Below are 14,709 nucleotides of genomic sequence, written 5' to 3'. Positions count from 1 at the left end.
CAGGTGAGAGATCGTGACGGACGCCGTTGGCTCCATCGACATGCCTGATGCCGAAGACGAGTCCGAGTCGAAGAAGAAGGGCCGCAAGGGCGGCAAGCGCGGGAAGAAGGGCCCTCTGGGCCGTCTCGCCGTCTTCTACCGGCAGATTGTCGCCGAGCTCCGCAAGGTCGTCTGGCCCACGCGTAGTCAGCTCACCTCGTACACCACTGTGGTGATTATCTTCGTGGTCGTGATGATCGGCCTGGTCACCGTGATTGACTTTGGCTTCCAGGAAGCAGTCAAGTACGTCTTCGGCTGACTTTTTGTTCCACCCCATCTGTATCGCAGGAAGAAGCAGCCACCGTGTCTGACGCGAACCTGAACGACGCCTTCGAGTCCGAGTCCGTCGAGGACGAGCTGGACATCGTCGAGGCCGCCGACGAGGACGAGGACCAGGACGAGGCTGCGGACGCCGCGGCGGACGAGACCGTCGAGGACGACGAGACCGCCGAGGACGAGGCCGACGAGACCGAGGCTGACGAGGCCGACGAGGCTGACGAGGAGTCCGCCGACGTCGAGGACGACGAGATCGAGGCCGAGGCCGAGATCGAGGAGACCGAGGAGGAGGCCGAGCCGGCCGCCCCGGTCGACCCCGTCGCCGCGCTCCGCGAGGAGCTGCGCACCCTGCCCGGCGAGTGGTACGTCATCCACACCTACGCGGGCTACGAGAAGCGCGTGAAGGCCAACCTGGAGCAGCGCGCCGTCTCGCTCAACGTCGAGGACTTCATCTACCAGGCCGAGGTGCCCGAGGAAGAGATCGTCCAGATCAAGGGCGGCGAGCGGAAGAACGTCAAGCAGAACAAGCTCCCCGGCTACGTCCTCGTCCGCATGGACCTGACGAACGAGTCCTGGGGCGTCGTCCGCAACACCCCCGGCGTCACCGGCTTCGTGGGCAACGCCTACGACCCGTACCCGCTGACCCTGGACGAGATCGTCAAGATGCTCGCCCCGGAGGCCGAGGAGAAGGCCGCCCGCGAGGCCGCCGAGGCCGAGGGCAAGCCGGCTCCGGCCCGCAAGCTGGAGGTCCAGGTCCTCGACTTCGAGGTCGGCGACTCGGTCACCGTCACCGACGGCCCCTTCGCCACCCTCCAGGCGACGATCAACGAGATCAACCCGGACTCGAAGAAGGTCAAGGGCCTCGTCGAGATCTTCGGTCGCGAGACCCCGGTCGAGCTCAGCTTCGACCAGATCCAGAAGAACTGATCTCTCACCAGATCGTTCCCAGGGATCGTTCCCGAGTTTCCGGACAGGTCAGAGGGGCTGCTACAGCCCCTCTGACCTGCTCGGTTTTTGGACGCGCAGCCATACCCGTTATCGTTGTGCGGTATGCCTCCATCCGGATGACCGGATGGATCGGCTGAAAAACTCTCACTAGGACCCGGAGAGAGCAATGCCTCCCAAGAAGAAGAAGGTCACGGGGCTCATCAAGCTCCAGATCAACGCCGGTGCGGCCAACCCGGCCCCGCCGGTCGGCCCCGCGCTCGGCCAGCACGGCGTCAACATCATGGAGTTCTGCAAGGCCTACAACGCCGCGACCGAGTCGCAGCGTGGCTGGGTGATCCCGGTGGAGATCACGGTCTACGAGGACCGTTCCTTCACCTTCATCACCAAGACTCCGCCGGCCGCGAAGATGATCCTCAAGGCCGCGGGCGTGGAGAAGGGCTCCGGCGAGCCGCACAAGACCAAGGTCGCCAAGATCACCGAGGCGCAGGTCCGCGAGATCGCCACCACCAAGATGCCCGACCTCAACGCGAACGACCTGGACGCCGCGTCGAAGATCATCGCCGGCACCGCCCGTTCCATGGGCATCACGGTCGAGGGCTGATCACCCCCCCTCGTGACCTCAGTGGTAGGACCAGCGCTTGGTCCGCACCACGACTCCACACCTGAACCACACCAGGAGTAGAAGTGAAGCGCAGCAAGTCCCTCCGCGCTGCGGACGCCAAGATCGACCGGGAGAAGCTCTACGCCCCGCTCGAGGCCGTCCGCCTTGCCAAGGAGACCTCCACCACGAAGTTCGACGGCACCGTCGAGGTCGCCTTCCGCCTGGGTGTCGACCCGCGCAAGGCCGACCAGATGGTCCGTGGCACCGTGAACCTCCCGCACGGCACCGGCAAGACCGCCCGGGTCCTGGTCTTCGCGACCGGTGAGCGTGCCGAGGCCGCGGTCGCCGCGGGCGCCGACATCGTCGGCTCCGACGAGCTGATCGACGAGATCGCCAAGGGCCAGCGCCTGAACGAGTTCGACGCCGTGGTCGCCACCCCGGACCTCATGGGCAAGGTCGGCCGCCTCGGCCGCGTGCTCGGTCCCCGTGGCCTCATGCCCAACCCGAAGACCGGCACCGTGACGCCCGACGTCGCCAAGGCGGTCAACGAGATCAAGGGCGGCAAGATCGAGTTCCGCGTCGACAAGCACTCGAACCTGCACTTCATCATCGGCAAGACGTCCTTCGACGACACGCAGCTGGTGGAGAACTACGGCGCGGCGCTGGAGGAGATCCTCCGTCTGAAGCCGTCCGCCGCCAAGGGCCGCTACATCAAGAAGGCCGCCATCAGCACCACGATGGGCCCCGGCATCCCGGTCGACGGCAACCGCACCCGTAACCTCCTCGTCGAGGAGGACCCGGCCGCGGTCTGAGCCCTCCCGGCTCGGTAGCAGTCAGTCCTGAAAGCCGCCCCCCGCTTCCTCTCCGGAGGAACGGGGGGCGGCTTTTATTGCGTCTTGACTGTCGTAAGGCTGGGATACGGTCTCAGAGACGGTTCAAAGGAACGCAAAGACGATGATCAAGGGGTGGGGAACACCTATGAGCAAGTCCACCTGGAAGCGCGCGGGCGTCGCGCTCACCGCCGCGGGCCTCGTGGCCGGTCTGGCCGGCTGTAACGACGGCGGCGACAAGACGGGCGCCAAGGCCGGTGGCGGCCTCGGCGACGTCACGCAGGTCCTCACGGCGGCGTACGAGAAGACGTCGGCCGCGAAGGCGGCGAAGATCAAGATGACGATCGAGATGTCGGGGATGGGCGCCGAGTCCGGCACCACCACCCTGACCGGCGTGCAGGGCTGGGACCCGGGCCTCATGGACGTCACGATGTCCGGTCCGATGCTGGGCGCCGGCGAGGCGGGGATGCCCGACAAGATCCGCATGCTGATGCTCGACGGCGCGATGTACATGGACATGGGCGCCGAGCAGGCCGCGCAGATGGACGGCAAGCGCTGGATCAAGATGGACTTCGGCGCGATGGCCGAGGCGTCCGGCGACAAGGCCCTCCAGAAGCAGCTGTCCGGCAGCATGGAGAGCATGAACCAGGACCCGGCCCAGCAGATCGCGCTGCTGCTGAAGTCGCCGAACCTGAAGCACGTCGGCCCCGAGAAGGTCGCCGGCGGCGACGCCGAGCACTACAAGGGCTTCCTGTCCATCGCGGACATGCTGAAGGCCAACAAGGCGTACGACGAGCTCATCAGCGAGAAGGACCGCAAGGCCCTCACCGAGGCCACCAAGAAGGCCGGCATCAAGGGCTACGACACCGACGTCTGGATCAACTCCGACGGCTACCCCGTCAAGATGGTCGTCGGCATGGAGGCCCCCGAGGGCTCGATGAAGCTGACCGCGGACTACTCCGACTACGGCACCAAGGCCGACGTCGTGGCGCCGCCGGCCGGTGAGACCGTCGACTTCATGAAGATGATGCAGGACATGGCCGAGGCGGGCGCCGAGGGCTGATTTGCCCCTGGGCGACACCTTCACGTACTCTTCCACAGAAGCCAAAGACCGCTGGTCGTTGCTGTGCCCTACCGGGTGCGGTGGCCGAAGGATCCGCTGACTGCGGACGACCCGCGCAGGTGACTGTGGAGAGTTCCCGGGTGTTTCATCCGGTCGAGCTGAGCCCCGTGCGCCTGCGCCCGGGGCGTTTCGTTTGTTCAGCCCCTTCTGAGCGGTCCTCATCACCCGGAAGGAGGCGAACGCACTATGCCGACGCCCAACAAGGCTGCATCGGTGGCCGAGCTCAAGGACGCGTTCCAGAGCTCCAACGCCGCCGTGCTGACCGAGTACCGGGGTCTCACCGTGGCGCAGCTCAAGACGCTGCGCCGCTCCCTCGGTGAGAACGCCCAGTACGCCGTGGTGAAGAACACGCTGACCAAGATTGCGGCCAACGAGGCCGGGATCACCGCACTGGACGAGCACTTCGCTGGTCCGACCGCGGTCGCCTTCGTCACCGGTGACCCGGTGGAGTCGGCGAAGGCCCTGCGTGACTTCGCCAAGGAGAACCCGAACCTCATCATCAAGGCCGGTGTCCTTGACGGTAAGGCTCTCTCCGCCGACGACATCAAGAAGCTTGCGGACCTCGAGTCCCGCGAGGTTCTGCTCAGCAAGCTGGCCGGTGCCTTCAAGGGCAAGCAGTCTCAGGCTGCTCAGCTCTTCCAGGCGCTGCCGTCGAAGCTCGTCCGCACCGTGGACGCGCTCCGTGCCAAGCAGGCCGAGCAGGGCGGTGCCGAGTAATTCGGCTCGCGCATTGACCCGCGCCGCCTAGTGCGCGGGTCGTAGCGGGCCGTTACGCCCGCCTCTATAGACACATCGGCACCTGCCGAATTAGTGGAAGGATCGCCCATCATGGCGAAGCTCTCTCAGGACGACCTCCTCGCCCAGTTCGAGGAGATGACCCTCATCGAGCTCTCCGAGTTCGTGAAGGCCTTCGAGGAGAAGTTCGACGTCACCGCCGCCGCGGCCGTCGCCGTCGCCGCCCCGGGTGCCCCGGGCGCCCCGGCCGAGGCCGCCGAGGAGCAGGACGAGTTCGACGTCATCCTCGAGGGTGCCGGCGACAAGAAGATCCAGGTCATCAAGGTCGTGCGCGAGCTCACCTCCCTGGGCCTCAAGGAGGCCAAGGACCTCGTCGACGGCACCCCGAAGCCGGTCCTCGAGAAGGTCGCGAAGGAGGCCGCCGAGAAGGCTGCCGAGTCCCTCAAGGCCGCCGGCGCCTCCGTCACGGTCAAGTAAGACCGTTTCGAGTCGCTGAAGCTGACTCCTGCCCCCGTGTAACGCGGGAGCACCGAAAGGCGATCATCCATCTGGGTGGTCGCCTTTCGGCGTTCCCGGGACCCGCGTGGCGGGGGTCCTGCGGGCCTCCGGAAGCGGAGTATGGTGATCTTCGCCGTGCGCCGCTCACGGGCGGGGGCCTTGACGAACGGCACGCCGCGCGCAATTCTCAGGACGCGTCGTCACAACGATCCGTTTCCGAGGCATGGATCGACGACCGAACGGGCAGTATCGAGGTGCGCCACACGGCGCGAGTACCGCGGAGTTGAGTGCAACGAGGGTCGCGAAGAAGTCGCCCTGGACATCAGTGAGCCAAGTGGCTACACTGACCCTTTGCGCTGCCTGTTAGCTGCCCCCTGCCCGTCACCAGGGGCATACCTTCGCATCAGCTTCGTGGACCGACCCCGTCTGACCTGGCCTTTTGGTCATCTCAGGAAAAGTCTGCCGTGAAGCGTTGCTGGGGACCGGTACGCGCGTAGTGAGTCCGAGCCCTCGGAAGGACCCCCTCTTGGCCGCCTCGCGCAACGCCTCGAACAACATGAACAACGCCGCCAGCACCGCCCCGCTGCGCATCTCCTTCGCAAAGATCAAGGAGCCCCTCGAGGTTCCGAACCTCCTCGCGCTGCAGACCGAGAGCTTCGACTGGCTGCTCGGCAATGCCGCCTGGAAGGCTCGCGTCGAGGCTGCCCTCGAGTCGGGACAGGACGTCCCCACGAAGTCCGGTCTGGAGGAGATCTTCGAGGAGATCTCCCCGATCGAGGACTTCTCCGGGTCGATGTCGCTGACCTTCCGCGACCACCGCTTCGAGCCGCCGAAGAACTCCATCGACGAGTGCAAGGACCGTGACTTCACGTACGGTGCCCCGCTCTTCGTCACCGCCGAGTTCACGAACAACGAGACCGGCGAGATCAAGTCCCAGACGGTCTTCATGGGCGACTTCCCGCTCATGACGAACAAGGGCACCTTCGTCATCAACGGCACCGAGCGTGTCGTCGTCTCGCAGCTCGTCCGCTCGCCGGGCGTCTACTTCGACTCCTCCATCGACAAGACGTCCGACAAGGACATCTTCTCCGCCAAGATCATCCCGTCCCGGGGTGCCTGGCTGGAGATGGAGATCGACAAGCGCGACCTCGTCGGTGTCCGCATCGACCGCAAGCGCAAGCAGTCCGTCACCGTCCTCCTGAAGGCCCTCGGCTGGACCACCGAGCAGATCCTCCAGGAGTTCGGCGAGTACGAGTCCATGCGCGCCACCCTGGAGAAGGACCACACCCAGGGCCAGGACGACGCGCTGCTCGACATCTACCGCAAGCTGCGTCCGGGCGAGCCGCCGACCCGCGAGGCCGCTCAGACGCTGCTCGAGAACCTCTACTTCAACCCGAAGCGCTACGACCTCGCGAAGGTCGGCCGCTACAAGGTGAACAAGAAGCTCGGCGCCGACGAGCCGCTGGACGCCGGCGTGCTCACGACCGACGACGTCATCGCCACGATCAAGTACCTCGTGAAGCTCCACGCGGGCGAGACCGAGACGATCGGTGAGAACGGCAACGAGATCGTCGTCGAGACCGACGACATCGACCACTTCGGCAACCGTCGTCTGCGCAACGTCGGCGAGCTCATCCAGAACCAGGTCCGCACGGGTCTGGCTCGTATGGAGCGCGTCGTCCGCGAGCGCATGACCACCCAGGACGTCGAGGCGATCACGCCGCAGACCCTGATCAACATCCGGCCGGTCGTCGCCTCCATCAAGGAGTTCTTCGGCACCAGCCAGCTGTCCCAGTTCATGGACCAGAACAACCCGCTCTCGGGTCTGACGCACAAGCGTCGTCTGTCCGCGCTGGGCCCCGGTGGTCTCTCCCGTGAGCGGGCCGGCTTCGAGGTCCGAGACGTGCACCCGTCCCACTACGGACGCATGTGCCCGATCGAGACGCCCGAAGGCCCGAACATCGGTCTGATCGGTTCGCTCGCCTCGTACGGCCGCGTCAACGCGTTCGGCTTCATCGAGACCCCGTACCGCAAGGTCGTCGACGGCCAGGTCACCGACGAGGTCGACTACGTCACCGCCGACGAGGAGGACCGCTTCGTCATCGCGCAGGCCAACGCCGCGCTCAACGACGACATGCAGTTCACCGAGCCGCGCGTCCTGGTCCGCAAGCGTGGCGGCGAGGTCGACTACGTCGAGCCGGCGGACGTGGACTACATGGACGTCTCGCCGCGCCAGATGGTGTCGGTCGCGACCGCCATGATCCCCTTCCTTGAGCACGACGACGCCAACCGTGCCCTCATGGGCGCGAACATGATGCGCCAGGCCGTTCCGCTCATCAAGTCGGAGGCCCCGCTCGTCGGCACCGGCATGGAGTACCGCTGTGCCACCGACGCCGGCGACGTGCTCAAGGCCGAGAAGAGCGGTGTCGTCCAGGAGCTGTCGGCCGACTACGTCACGGTCGCCAACGACGACGGCACGTACAACACGTATCGCCTGCACAAGTTCTCCCGCTCGAACCAGGGCACCTCGGTCAACCAGAAGGTCGTCGTCGACGAGGGCGACCACGTGATCGAGGGCCAGGTCCTCGCCGACGGTCCCGCCACCGAAGACGGCGAGATGGCGCTCGGCAAGAACCTGCTCGTGGCGTTCATGCCGTGGGAGGGCCACAACTACGAGGACGCGATCATCCTGTCGCAGCGCCTCGTACAGGACGACGTCCTCTCCTCGATCCACATCGAGGAGCACGAGGTCGACGCCCGTGACACCAAGCTCGGCCCCGAGGAGATCACCCGGGACATCCCGAACGTCTCCGAGGAGGTCCTCGCCGACCTCGACGAGCGCGGCATCATCCGCATCGGTGCCGAGGTCGTCGCCGGCGACATCCTGGTCGGCAAGGTCACGCCCAAGGGCGAGACCGAGCTGACCCCGGAGGAGCGCCTGCTCCGCGCGATCTTCGGTGAGAAGGCCCGTGAGGTCCGTGACACCTCGCTGAAGGTGCCGCACGGCGAGATCGGCAAGATCATCGGCGTCCGCGTCTTCGACCGCGAGGAGGGCGACGAGCTTCCCCCGGGCGTGAACCAGCTGGTCCGCGTCTACGTCGCCCAGAAGCGCAAGATCACCGACGGTGACAAGCTCGCCGGCCGTCACGGCAACAAGGGCGTCATCTCGAAGATCCTCCCGATCGAGGACATGCCGTTCCTGGAGGACGGCACCCCGGTCGACATCATCCTCAACCCGCTGGGTGTCCCGTCCCGAATGAACCCGGGACAGGTCCTGGAGATCCACCTCGGCTGGCTCGCCAGCCGCGGCTGGGACGTCTCCGGCCTCGCGGACGAGTGGGCGCAGCGCCTCCAGGCGATCGGCGCCGACCAGGTCGCCCCGGGCACCAACGTCGCCACCCCCGTCTTCGACGGTGCGCGTGAGGACGAGCTCGCCGGCCTGCTCAACCACACCATCCCGAACCGCGACGGCGAGCGCATGGTGCTCCCGACCGGTAAGGCGAGGCTGTTCGACGGCCGCTCCGGCGAGCCGTTCCCGGACCCGATCTCCGTCGGGTACATGTACATCCTCAAGCTCCACCACCTGGTCGACGACAAGCTGCACGCCCGGTCGACCGGCCCGTACTCGATGATCACCCAGCAGCCGCTGGGTGGTAAGGCCCAGTTCGGTGGCCAGCGCTTCGGTGAGATGGAGGTGTGGGCGCTGGAGGCTTACGGCGCCGCGTACGCCCTCCAGGAGCTGCTGACGATCAAGTCCGACGACGTGACCGGCCGCGTGAAGGTCTACGAGGCCATCGTCAAGGGCGAGAACATCCCTGAGCCCGGCATCCCCGAGTCCTTCAAGGTGCTCATCAAGGAGATGCAGTCCCTGTGCCTCAACGTGGAGGTGCTGTCCTCGGACGGCATGTCCATCGAGATGCGCGACACCGACGAGGACGTCTTCCGCGCAGCGGAGGAGCTCGGCATCGACCTGTCCCGGCGCGAGCCGAGCAGCGTCGAAGAGGTCTGACGGGAGTCCGGCAGGGGGACCAGCTCTGGTCCCCCTGCCGGCCCCAGGACCCCCGTATCAGACCCCACAGCCTTACAACCCTGAGAGGGATTGACGCATAGTGCTCGACGTCAACTTCTTCGACGAGCTCCGGATCGGTCTGGCCACCGCTGACGACATCCGTCAGTGGAGCCACGGCGAGGTCAAGAAGCCGGAGACCATCAACTACCGCACGCTCAAGCCCGAGAAGGACGGACTCTTCTGCGAGAAGATCTTCGGTCCGACCCGGGACTGGGAGTGCTACTGCGGCAAGTACAAGCGTGTCCGCTTCAAGGGCATCATCTGCGAGCGGTGTGGCGTCGAGGTCACCCGCGCCAAGGTGCGCCGTGAGCGGATGGGCCACATCGAGCTGGCCGCTCCCGTCACCCACATCTGGTACTTCAAGGGCGTCCCGTCGCGCCTCGGATACCTGCTGGACCTCGCCCCGAAGGACCTCGAGAAGGTCATCTACTTCGCGGCGTACATGATCACGTTCGTCGACGACGAGCGCCGTACGCGTGACCTGCCCTCGCTTGAGGCGCACGTCTCCGTCGAGCGTCAGCAGATCGAGCAGCGCCGCGACTCCGACCTGGAGAACCGCGCCAAGAAGCTCGAGTCCGACCTGGCCGAGCTGGAGGCCGAGGGCGCCAAGGCCGACGTGCGCCGCAAGGTGCGCGAGGGTGCCGAGCGCGAGATGAAGCAGCTGCGCGACCGCGCGCAGCGCGAGATCGACCGCCTCGACGAGGTCTGGGCCCGCTTCAAGAACCTCAAGGTCCAGGACCTGGAGGGCGACGAGCTCCTCTACCGCGAGCTGCGTGACCGCTTCGGCACGTACTTCGACGGCTCGATGGGTGCCGCGGCGCTTCAGAAGCGCCTCGAGTCCTTCGACCTGGAGGAGGAGGCCGAGAAGCTCCGCGAGATCATCCGCACCGGCAAGGGCCAGAAGAAGACCCGCGCGCTCAAGCGCCTCAAGGTCGTCTCCGCGTTCCTCCAGACCGCGAACAGCCCCAAGGGCATGGTTCTCGACTGCGTGCCGGTCATCCCGCCGGACCTCCGTCCGATGGTGCAGCTGGACGGTGGCCGCTTCGCGACCTCCGACCTGAACGACCTGTACCGCCGCGTGATCAACCGCAACAACCGTCTGAAGCGTCTGCTCGACCTCGGTGCCCCCGAGATCATCGTGAACAACGAGAAGCGGATGCTCCAGGAGGCGGTCGACGCCCTCTTCGACAACGGCCGTCGTGGTCGCCCGGTCACGGGCCCCGGCAACCGTCCGCTGAAGTCCCTCAGCGACATGCTGAAGGGCAAGCAGGGTCGTTTCCGTCAGAACCTGCTCGGCAAGCGTGTCGACTACTCGGCGCGTTCCGTCATCGTCGTCGGCCCGCAGCTCAAGCTGCACCAGTGCGGTCTGCCGAAGGCCATGGCGCTCGAGCTCTTCAAGCCGTTCGTGATGAAGCGCCTGGTCGACCTGAACCACGCGCAGAACATCAAGAGCGCCAAGCGGATGGTCGAGCGCGGCCGCACGGTCGTGTACGACGTCCTCGAAGAGGTCATCGCCGAGCACCCGGTTCTGCTGAACCGTGCGCCCACGCTGCACCGCCTCGGCATCCAGGCCTTCGAGCCCCAGCTGGTCGAGGGCAAGGCCATCCAGATCCACCCGCTCGTCTGCACCGCCTTCAACGCGGACTTCGACGGTGACCAGATGGCCGTGCACCTGCCGCTCTCCGCGGAGGCGCAGGCCGAGGCCCGCATCCTGATGCTGTCCTCGAACAACATCCTCAAGCCGGCCGACGGCCGCCCGGTGACGATGCCGACCCAGGACATGGTCCTCGGTCTGTTCTTCCTCACCACCGACGGCGAGCTGCGTGACACCAAGGGCGAGGGCCGCGCGTTCGGCTCCACGGCCGAGGCGATCATGGCGTTCGACGCCGGGGAGCTCGCTCTCCAGTCGGAGATCGACATCCGGTTCCCGATCGGCACCGTGCCGCCGCGCGGCTGGGTGCCGCCGGTGGCCGAAGAGGGCGAGCCCGAGTGGCAGACGGGCGACTCGTTCCGCCTGAAGACCACGCTGGGCCGCGCGCTCTTCAACGAGCTGCTGCCCGAGGACTACCCGTTCGTCGACTACTCGGTGGGCAAGAAGCAGCTCTCCGAGATCGTCAACGACCTGGCCGAGCGCTACCCCAAGGTCATCGTGGCGGCGACGCTCGACAACCTGAAGGCGGCCGGCTTCCACTGGGCGACCCGTTCGGGCGTCACCGTGGCCATCTCCGACGTCGTCGTGCCCGAGGCCAAGAAGGCCATCGTCAAGGGCTACGAGGAGCAGGACGAGAAGGTCCAGAAGCAGTACGAGCGCGGTCTCATCACGAAGGAAGAGCGCACTCAGGAGCTCATCGCGATCTGGACCAAGGCGACCAACGAGGTCGCCGAGGCGATGAACGCGAACTTCCCGCGGACGAACCCGATCTTCATGATGGTGGACTCGGGCGCCCGAGGAAACATGATGCAGATGCGTCAGATCGCCGGTATGCGTGGTCTGGTGTCGAACGCCAAGAACGAGACGATCCCGCGTCCCATCAAGGCGTCGTTCCGCGAGGGCCTCACCGTCCTCGAGTACTTCATCTCGACGCACGGTGCCCGTAAGGGTCTCGCCGACACCGCCCTGCGTACCGCCGACTCGGGTTACCTGACCCGTCGTCTCGTGGACGTCTCGCAGGACGTGATCATCCGCGAGGAGGACTGTGGCACCGAGCGCGGTCTGAAGCTGCGGATCGCGGCCAAGGACGAGGCCGGTGTCCTGCGGAAGACGGACGACGTCGAGACCTCCGTGTACGCGCGGATGCTCGCCGAGGACGTCGTCGTCGACGGCAAGGTCATCGCGCCGGCCAACGTCGACCTGGGTGACGTGCTCATCGACGCCCTCGTGGGCGCCGGTGTCGAGGAGGTCAAGACCCGCTCGGTCCTGACCTGCGAGTCCGCCGTCGGTACCTGTGCGTTCTGCTACGGCCGTTCGCTCGCCACCGGCAAGCTGGTCGACATCGGTGAGGCGGTCGGCATCATCGCCGCCCAGTCCATCGGTGAGCCCGGTACCCAGCTCACGATGCGTACCTTCCACACCGGTGGTGTGGCCGGTGACGACATCACCCAGGGTCTGCCGCGTGTCGTCGAGCTCTTCGAGGCGCGTCAGCCCAAGGGTGTCGCCCCGATCTCCGAGGCGGCCGGTCGCGTCCGCATCGAGGAGACCGAGAAGACCAAGAAGATCGTCGTCACCCCGGACGACGGCACCGACGAGACGGCGTTCCCGATCTCGAAGCGTGCCCGTCTGCTCGTGGGCGAGGGCGACCACGTCGAGGTGGGCCAGAAGCTCACCGTGGGTGCCACCAACCCGCACGACGTGCTCCGGATCCTCGGTCAGCGCGCGGTCCAGGTCCACCTGGTCGGCGAAGTCCAGAAGGTCTACAACTCGCAGGGCGTGTCGATCCACGACAAGCACATCGAGATCATCATCCGGCAGATGCTGCGCCGCGTGACGATCATCGAGTCCGGCGACGCGGAGCTCCTGCCGGGCGAGCTGGTCGAGCGGTCGAAGTTCGAGACCGAGAACCGTCGTGTGGTCACCGAGGGCGGTCACCCCGCCTCCGGCCGTCCGCAGCTGATGGGTATCACCAAGGCCTCGCTGGCGACCGAGTCCTGGCTGTCGGCCGCCTCCTTCCAGGAGACGACCCGAGTCCTGACGGATGCGGCGATCAACGCCAAGTCCGACAGCCTCATCGGCCTCAAGGAGAACGTCATCATCGGTAAGCTCATCCCGGCCGGTACGGGTCTGTCCCGCTACCGCAACATCCGGGTCGAGCCGACCGAGGAGGCCAAGGCGGCGATGTACTCGTCCGTCGGCTACGACGACCTCGACTACTCGCCGTTCGGCACGGGCTCCGGCCAGGCCGTTCCGCTGGAGGACTACGACTACGGTCCGTACAACCAGTAAGCGAGTCGCTTGACCGAAGGGCGGTCACCCCGTTGCGTACGGGGTGGCCGCCCTTCGGGCTTTTCAGGGGTTTCTCCGTGGGCGGCTCAGCGGGAGGCCAGTTCCCAGACCGCGACGAGGACGCCCGCGCTCGCGGTCAGCGCGGCGATCGAGGCGAGCGGCCAGCGGGCCCGTTCCAGGGCGTCGAGCCGGGCCTCGTGGTCGGCGAGCTGCTTGTCGGTCTGGTCGCTGCGCTGCACCAGCAGGGCGAGCGAGCCGTCGACGCGGGCGAAACCCGCTTCGAGGGTGCCGCGGAGCCGCTCCAGTTCGAGCGCCACCGCGACCGGGTCGTTCGGATCAGCCTCGGTCATCGGCACCGCCCGGTTCCGTGCGCAGCCAGGAGGGCAGCAGGAGCTGGACGGCGGGGACGGCCATCGCACGCGTGAGCCCGCCGGCGACGGCGAGCGCGCCGGCGACCCAGGGCAGGCTGGCGGGGATGCCGGAGGCGTCGACGAGCGCCGGCAGGACCAGGGCGAGGGCGACGGCGGTCTGGAGGAGGGTGCGGGCCGTGCGCTTCGCGGCTTCGGACATGGGGGTGACTCTCCTTACGGGGTGCACGGGAGTACGGGGTGCGCGGGACTACGGGGTGCACGGGATTGCGCGGTGCACGGGACTACGGGGTGCACGGGATTACGGGGTGTACGGGATTACGGGGTGCGCGGGATTGCCGGGTGCACGGGTTACGGGGTGTACGGGACCTTCAGCGCGTTCCACGAGGCGGCGCCGGGCCAGCCGTCGGCGTCGGAGCCGCGGAAGCCGAGCTTGTGCTGCCAGGCCGCGTACGACCTGCGGTCGGCCTCGGACCAGCGGGGGCCGGGGCCCACCTGGTAGCGGCCGCAGCCCTCGGCCATCAGCCGGCGGCCCATCGCCGTGACCACGGCCGAGCTGGGTGCGCCGCGGAAGAACGAGGTGCCGGGGAAGGGGTGGTACTTCGGGGTGGCGGGCTTCGACGGGGCCGGGGGCTTCGGGGCGGGGGCGGCGCAGAGCCGCTTCTGCACCCGGTCGCGCATCCCGGGCATGCCGAAGCCCTTGGGGTCGCTCTTCCAGTCGGACCACTCCAGGTGCCCGATGACGGACTTCGCGCCCCAGCCGTGGGCCCGGCAGAGCGCGGCGGAGACCCGTTCGATCGCGTCGAGCTGGGCGGCCGGCCAGGGGTCGCGGCCGTTGCCGAGGTTGACGCACTCGAAGCCGTAGAAGCGGGAGTTGCCGTCCACGGCGCCGGGGCTGCCCTGGTGCTCGTGGGGGGCCGGGGGCCGGTCGCCGTACGCCTCGGTGACGACGGCCCGCAGCACGGACGGGTCGCCGCCGCCGGCGTGGTTGGCGCGTCCGGCGGAGACCAGGTGGACGCTGCCGTCCTTGGCGATCACGCCGTGGCAGAGCGGGCCGGGGAGGCTGTCGTAGCCGTCGGAGCACATCGCGACGGAGGACGTCGTGCCGCTGGACACGGTGTGGTGGATCATGACGCCGGCGACGGGGCCCCAGGCGCCGGTGTGGTTGCGGTGGTGGGTGCGCCAGCCGGGGTGCTCGACGACGGTGACGCCCTCGGCGCGGAGCGCGGCGAGGAGCCGGTCCGCGGGCAGGGGAGTGGCCAACTGTTGCCTCCTGACATGC

General features: G+C 67.3%; 12 protein-coding genes. 9 read left to right on the top strand and 3 right to left on the bottom strand.

Translation table 11 applies throughout. The features are described 5' to 3' along the window. Positions 1-13 precede the first annotated feature (13 nt). The 9 genes from secE (at position 14) to ACFXMG_RS15845 (ending at position 13,059) form a co-directional block, all read left to right on the top strand. Positions 14-298 carry a preprotein translocase subunit SecE gene (secE, locus tag ACFXMG_RS15885; RefSeq protein ID WP_383823152.1) on the top strand — a complete coding sequence of 95 codons (285 nt, stop codon included), beginning with the start codon at positions 14-16 and terminating at the stop codon, positions 296-298. Positions 299-342: 44 nt separating this feature from the next. Next, positions 343-1,242, top strand: coding sequence for a transcription termination/antitermination protein NusG (gene nusG / locus ACFXMG_RS15880; protein ID WP_383823155.1), 900 nt, complete (start codon positions 343-345; stop codon positions 1,240-1,242). A 187-nt stretch (positions 1,243-1,429) separates the two neighbouring features. Beyond that, positions 1,430-1,864, top strand: coding sequence for a 50S ribosomal protein L11 (gene rplK, locus ACFXMG_RS15875; RefSeq protein ID WP_030494213.1), 435 nt, complete (start codon positions 1,430-1,432; stop codon positions 1,862-1,864). A gap of 83 nt (positions 1,865-1,947) precedes the next feature. Next, positions 1,948-2,676: a 50S ribosomal protein L1 gene (rplA, locus tag ACFXMG_RS15870; protein WP_360309055.1), complete on the top strand. Its 729-nt coding sequence runs from the start codon at positions 1,948-1,950 to the stop codon at positions 2,674-2,676. Between the two features lie 166 nt (positions 2,677-2,842). After that, complete coding sequence (locus ACFXMG_RS15865; RefSeq protein WP_383823159.1) at positions 2,843-3,757, top strand: hypothetical protein; 915 nt, start codon at positions 2,843-2,845, stop codon at positions 3,755-3,757. Positions 3,758-4,003: 246 nt separating this feature from the next. Then, entirely contained in the window at positions 4,004-4,534 is a 531-nt protein-coding gene (rplJ, locus tag ACFXMG_RS15860; RefSeq protein WP_030757401.1) for a 50S ribosomal protein L10, read from the top strand. A 111-nt stretch (positions 4,535-4,645) separates the two neighbouring features. Then, complete coding sequence (gene rplL / locus ACFXMG_RS15855; protein ID WP_364627775.1) at positions 4,646-5,029, top strand: 50S ribosomal protein L7/L12; 384 nt, start codon at positions 4,646-4,648, stop codon at positions 5,027-5,029. Positions 5,030-5,576: 547 nt separating this feature from the next. Beyond that, the gene (gene rpoB / locus ACFXMG_RS15850; protein WP_383823163.1) at positions 5,577-9,059 is read left to right on the top strand and encodes a DNA-directed RNA polymerase subunit beta; all 3,483 of its coding nucleotides are present in this window, start codon (positions 5,577-5,579) and stop codon (positions 9,057-9,059) included. Positions 9,060-9,159: 100 nt separating this feature from the next. Further along, positions 9,160-13,059 carry a DNA-directed RNA polymerase subunit beta' gene (locus ACFXMG_RS15845; RefSeq protein WP_383823166.1) on the top strand — a complete coding sequence of 1,300 codons (3,900 nt, stop codon included), beginning with the start codon at positions 9,160-9,162 and terminating at the stop codon, positions 13,057-13,059. 86 nt (positions 13,060-13,145) lie between these two features. On the opposite strand, the gene ACFXMG_RS15840 is transcribed toward ACFXMG_RS15845, so the two are convergent. The 3 genes from ACFXMG_RS15840 to ACFXMG_RS15830 all read right to left on the bottom strand — a co-directional run bounded on the left by ACFXMG_RS15840 (position 13,146) and on the right by ACFXMG_RS15830 (position 14,690). Next, complete coding sequence (locus tag ACFXMG_RS15840) at positions 13,146-13,409, bottom strand: hypothetical protein (protein WP_383823169.1); 264 nt, start codon at positions 13,407-13,409, stop codon at positions 13,146-13,148. Beyond that, positions 13,396-13,629: a hypothetical protein gene (locus ACFXMG_RS15835; protein WP_383823172.1), complete on the bottom strand. Its 234-nt coding sequence runs from the start codon at positions 13,627-13,629 to the stop codon at positions 13,396-13,398. Before ACFXMG_RS15835 ends, ACFXMG_RS15840 begins: the two co-directional genes overlap by 14 nt. 149 nt (positions 13,630-13,778) lie before the next feature. Continuing rightward, positions 13,779-14,690, bottom strand: coding sequence for a peptidoglycan-binding protein (locus ACFXMG_RS15830; protein WP_383823175.1), 912 nt, complete (start codon positions 14,688-14,690; stop codon positions 13,779-13,781). Positions 14,691-14,709: the final 19 nt, after the last annotated feature.

Source organism: Streptomyces sp. NPDC059201, from assembly GCF_042754585.1.
GTDB lineage: Bacteria > Actinomycetota > Actinomycetes > Streptomycetales > Streptomycetaceae > Streptomyces.
The sequence above is the reverse complement of the archived record's forward strand: the minus strand, read 5'-3'. Positions and strand labels throughout refer to the sequence as shown.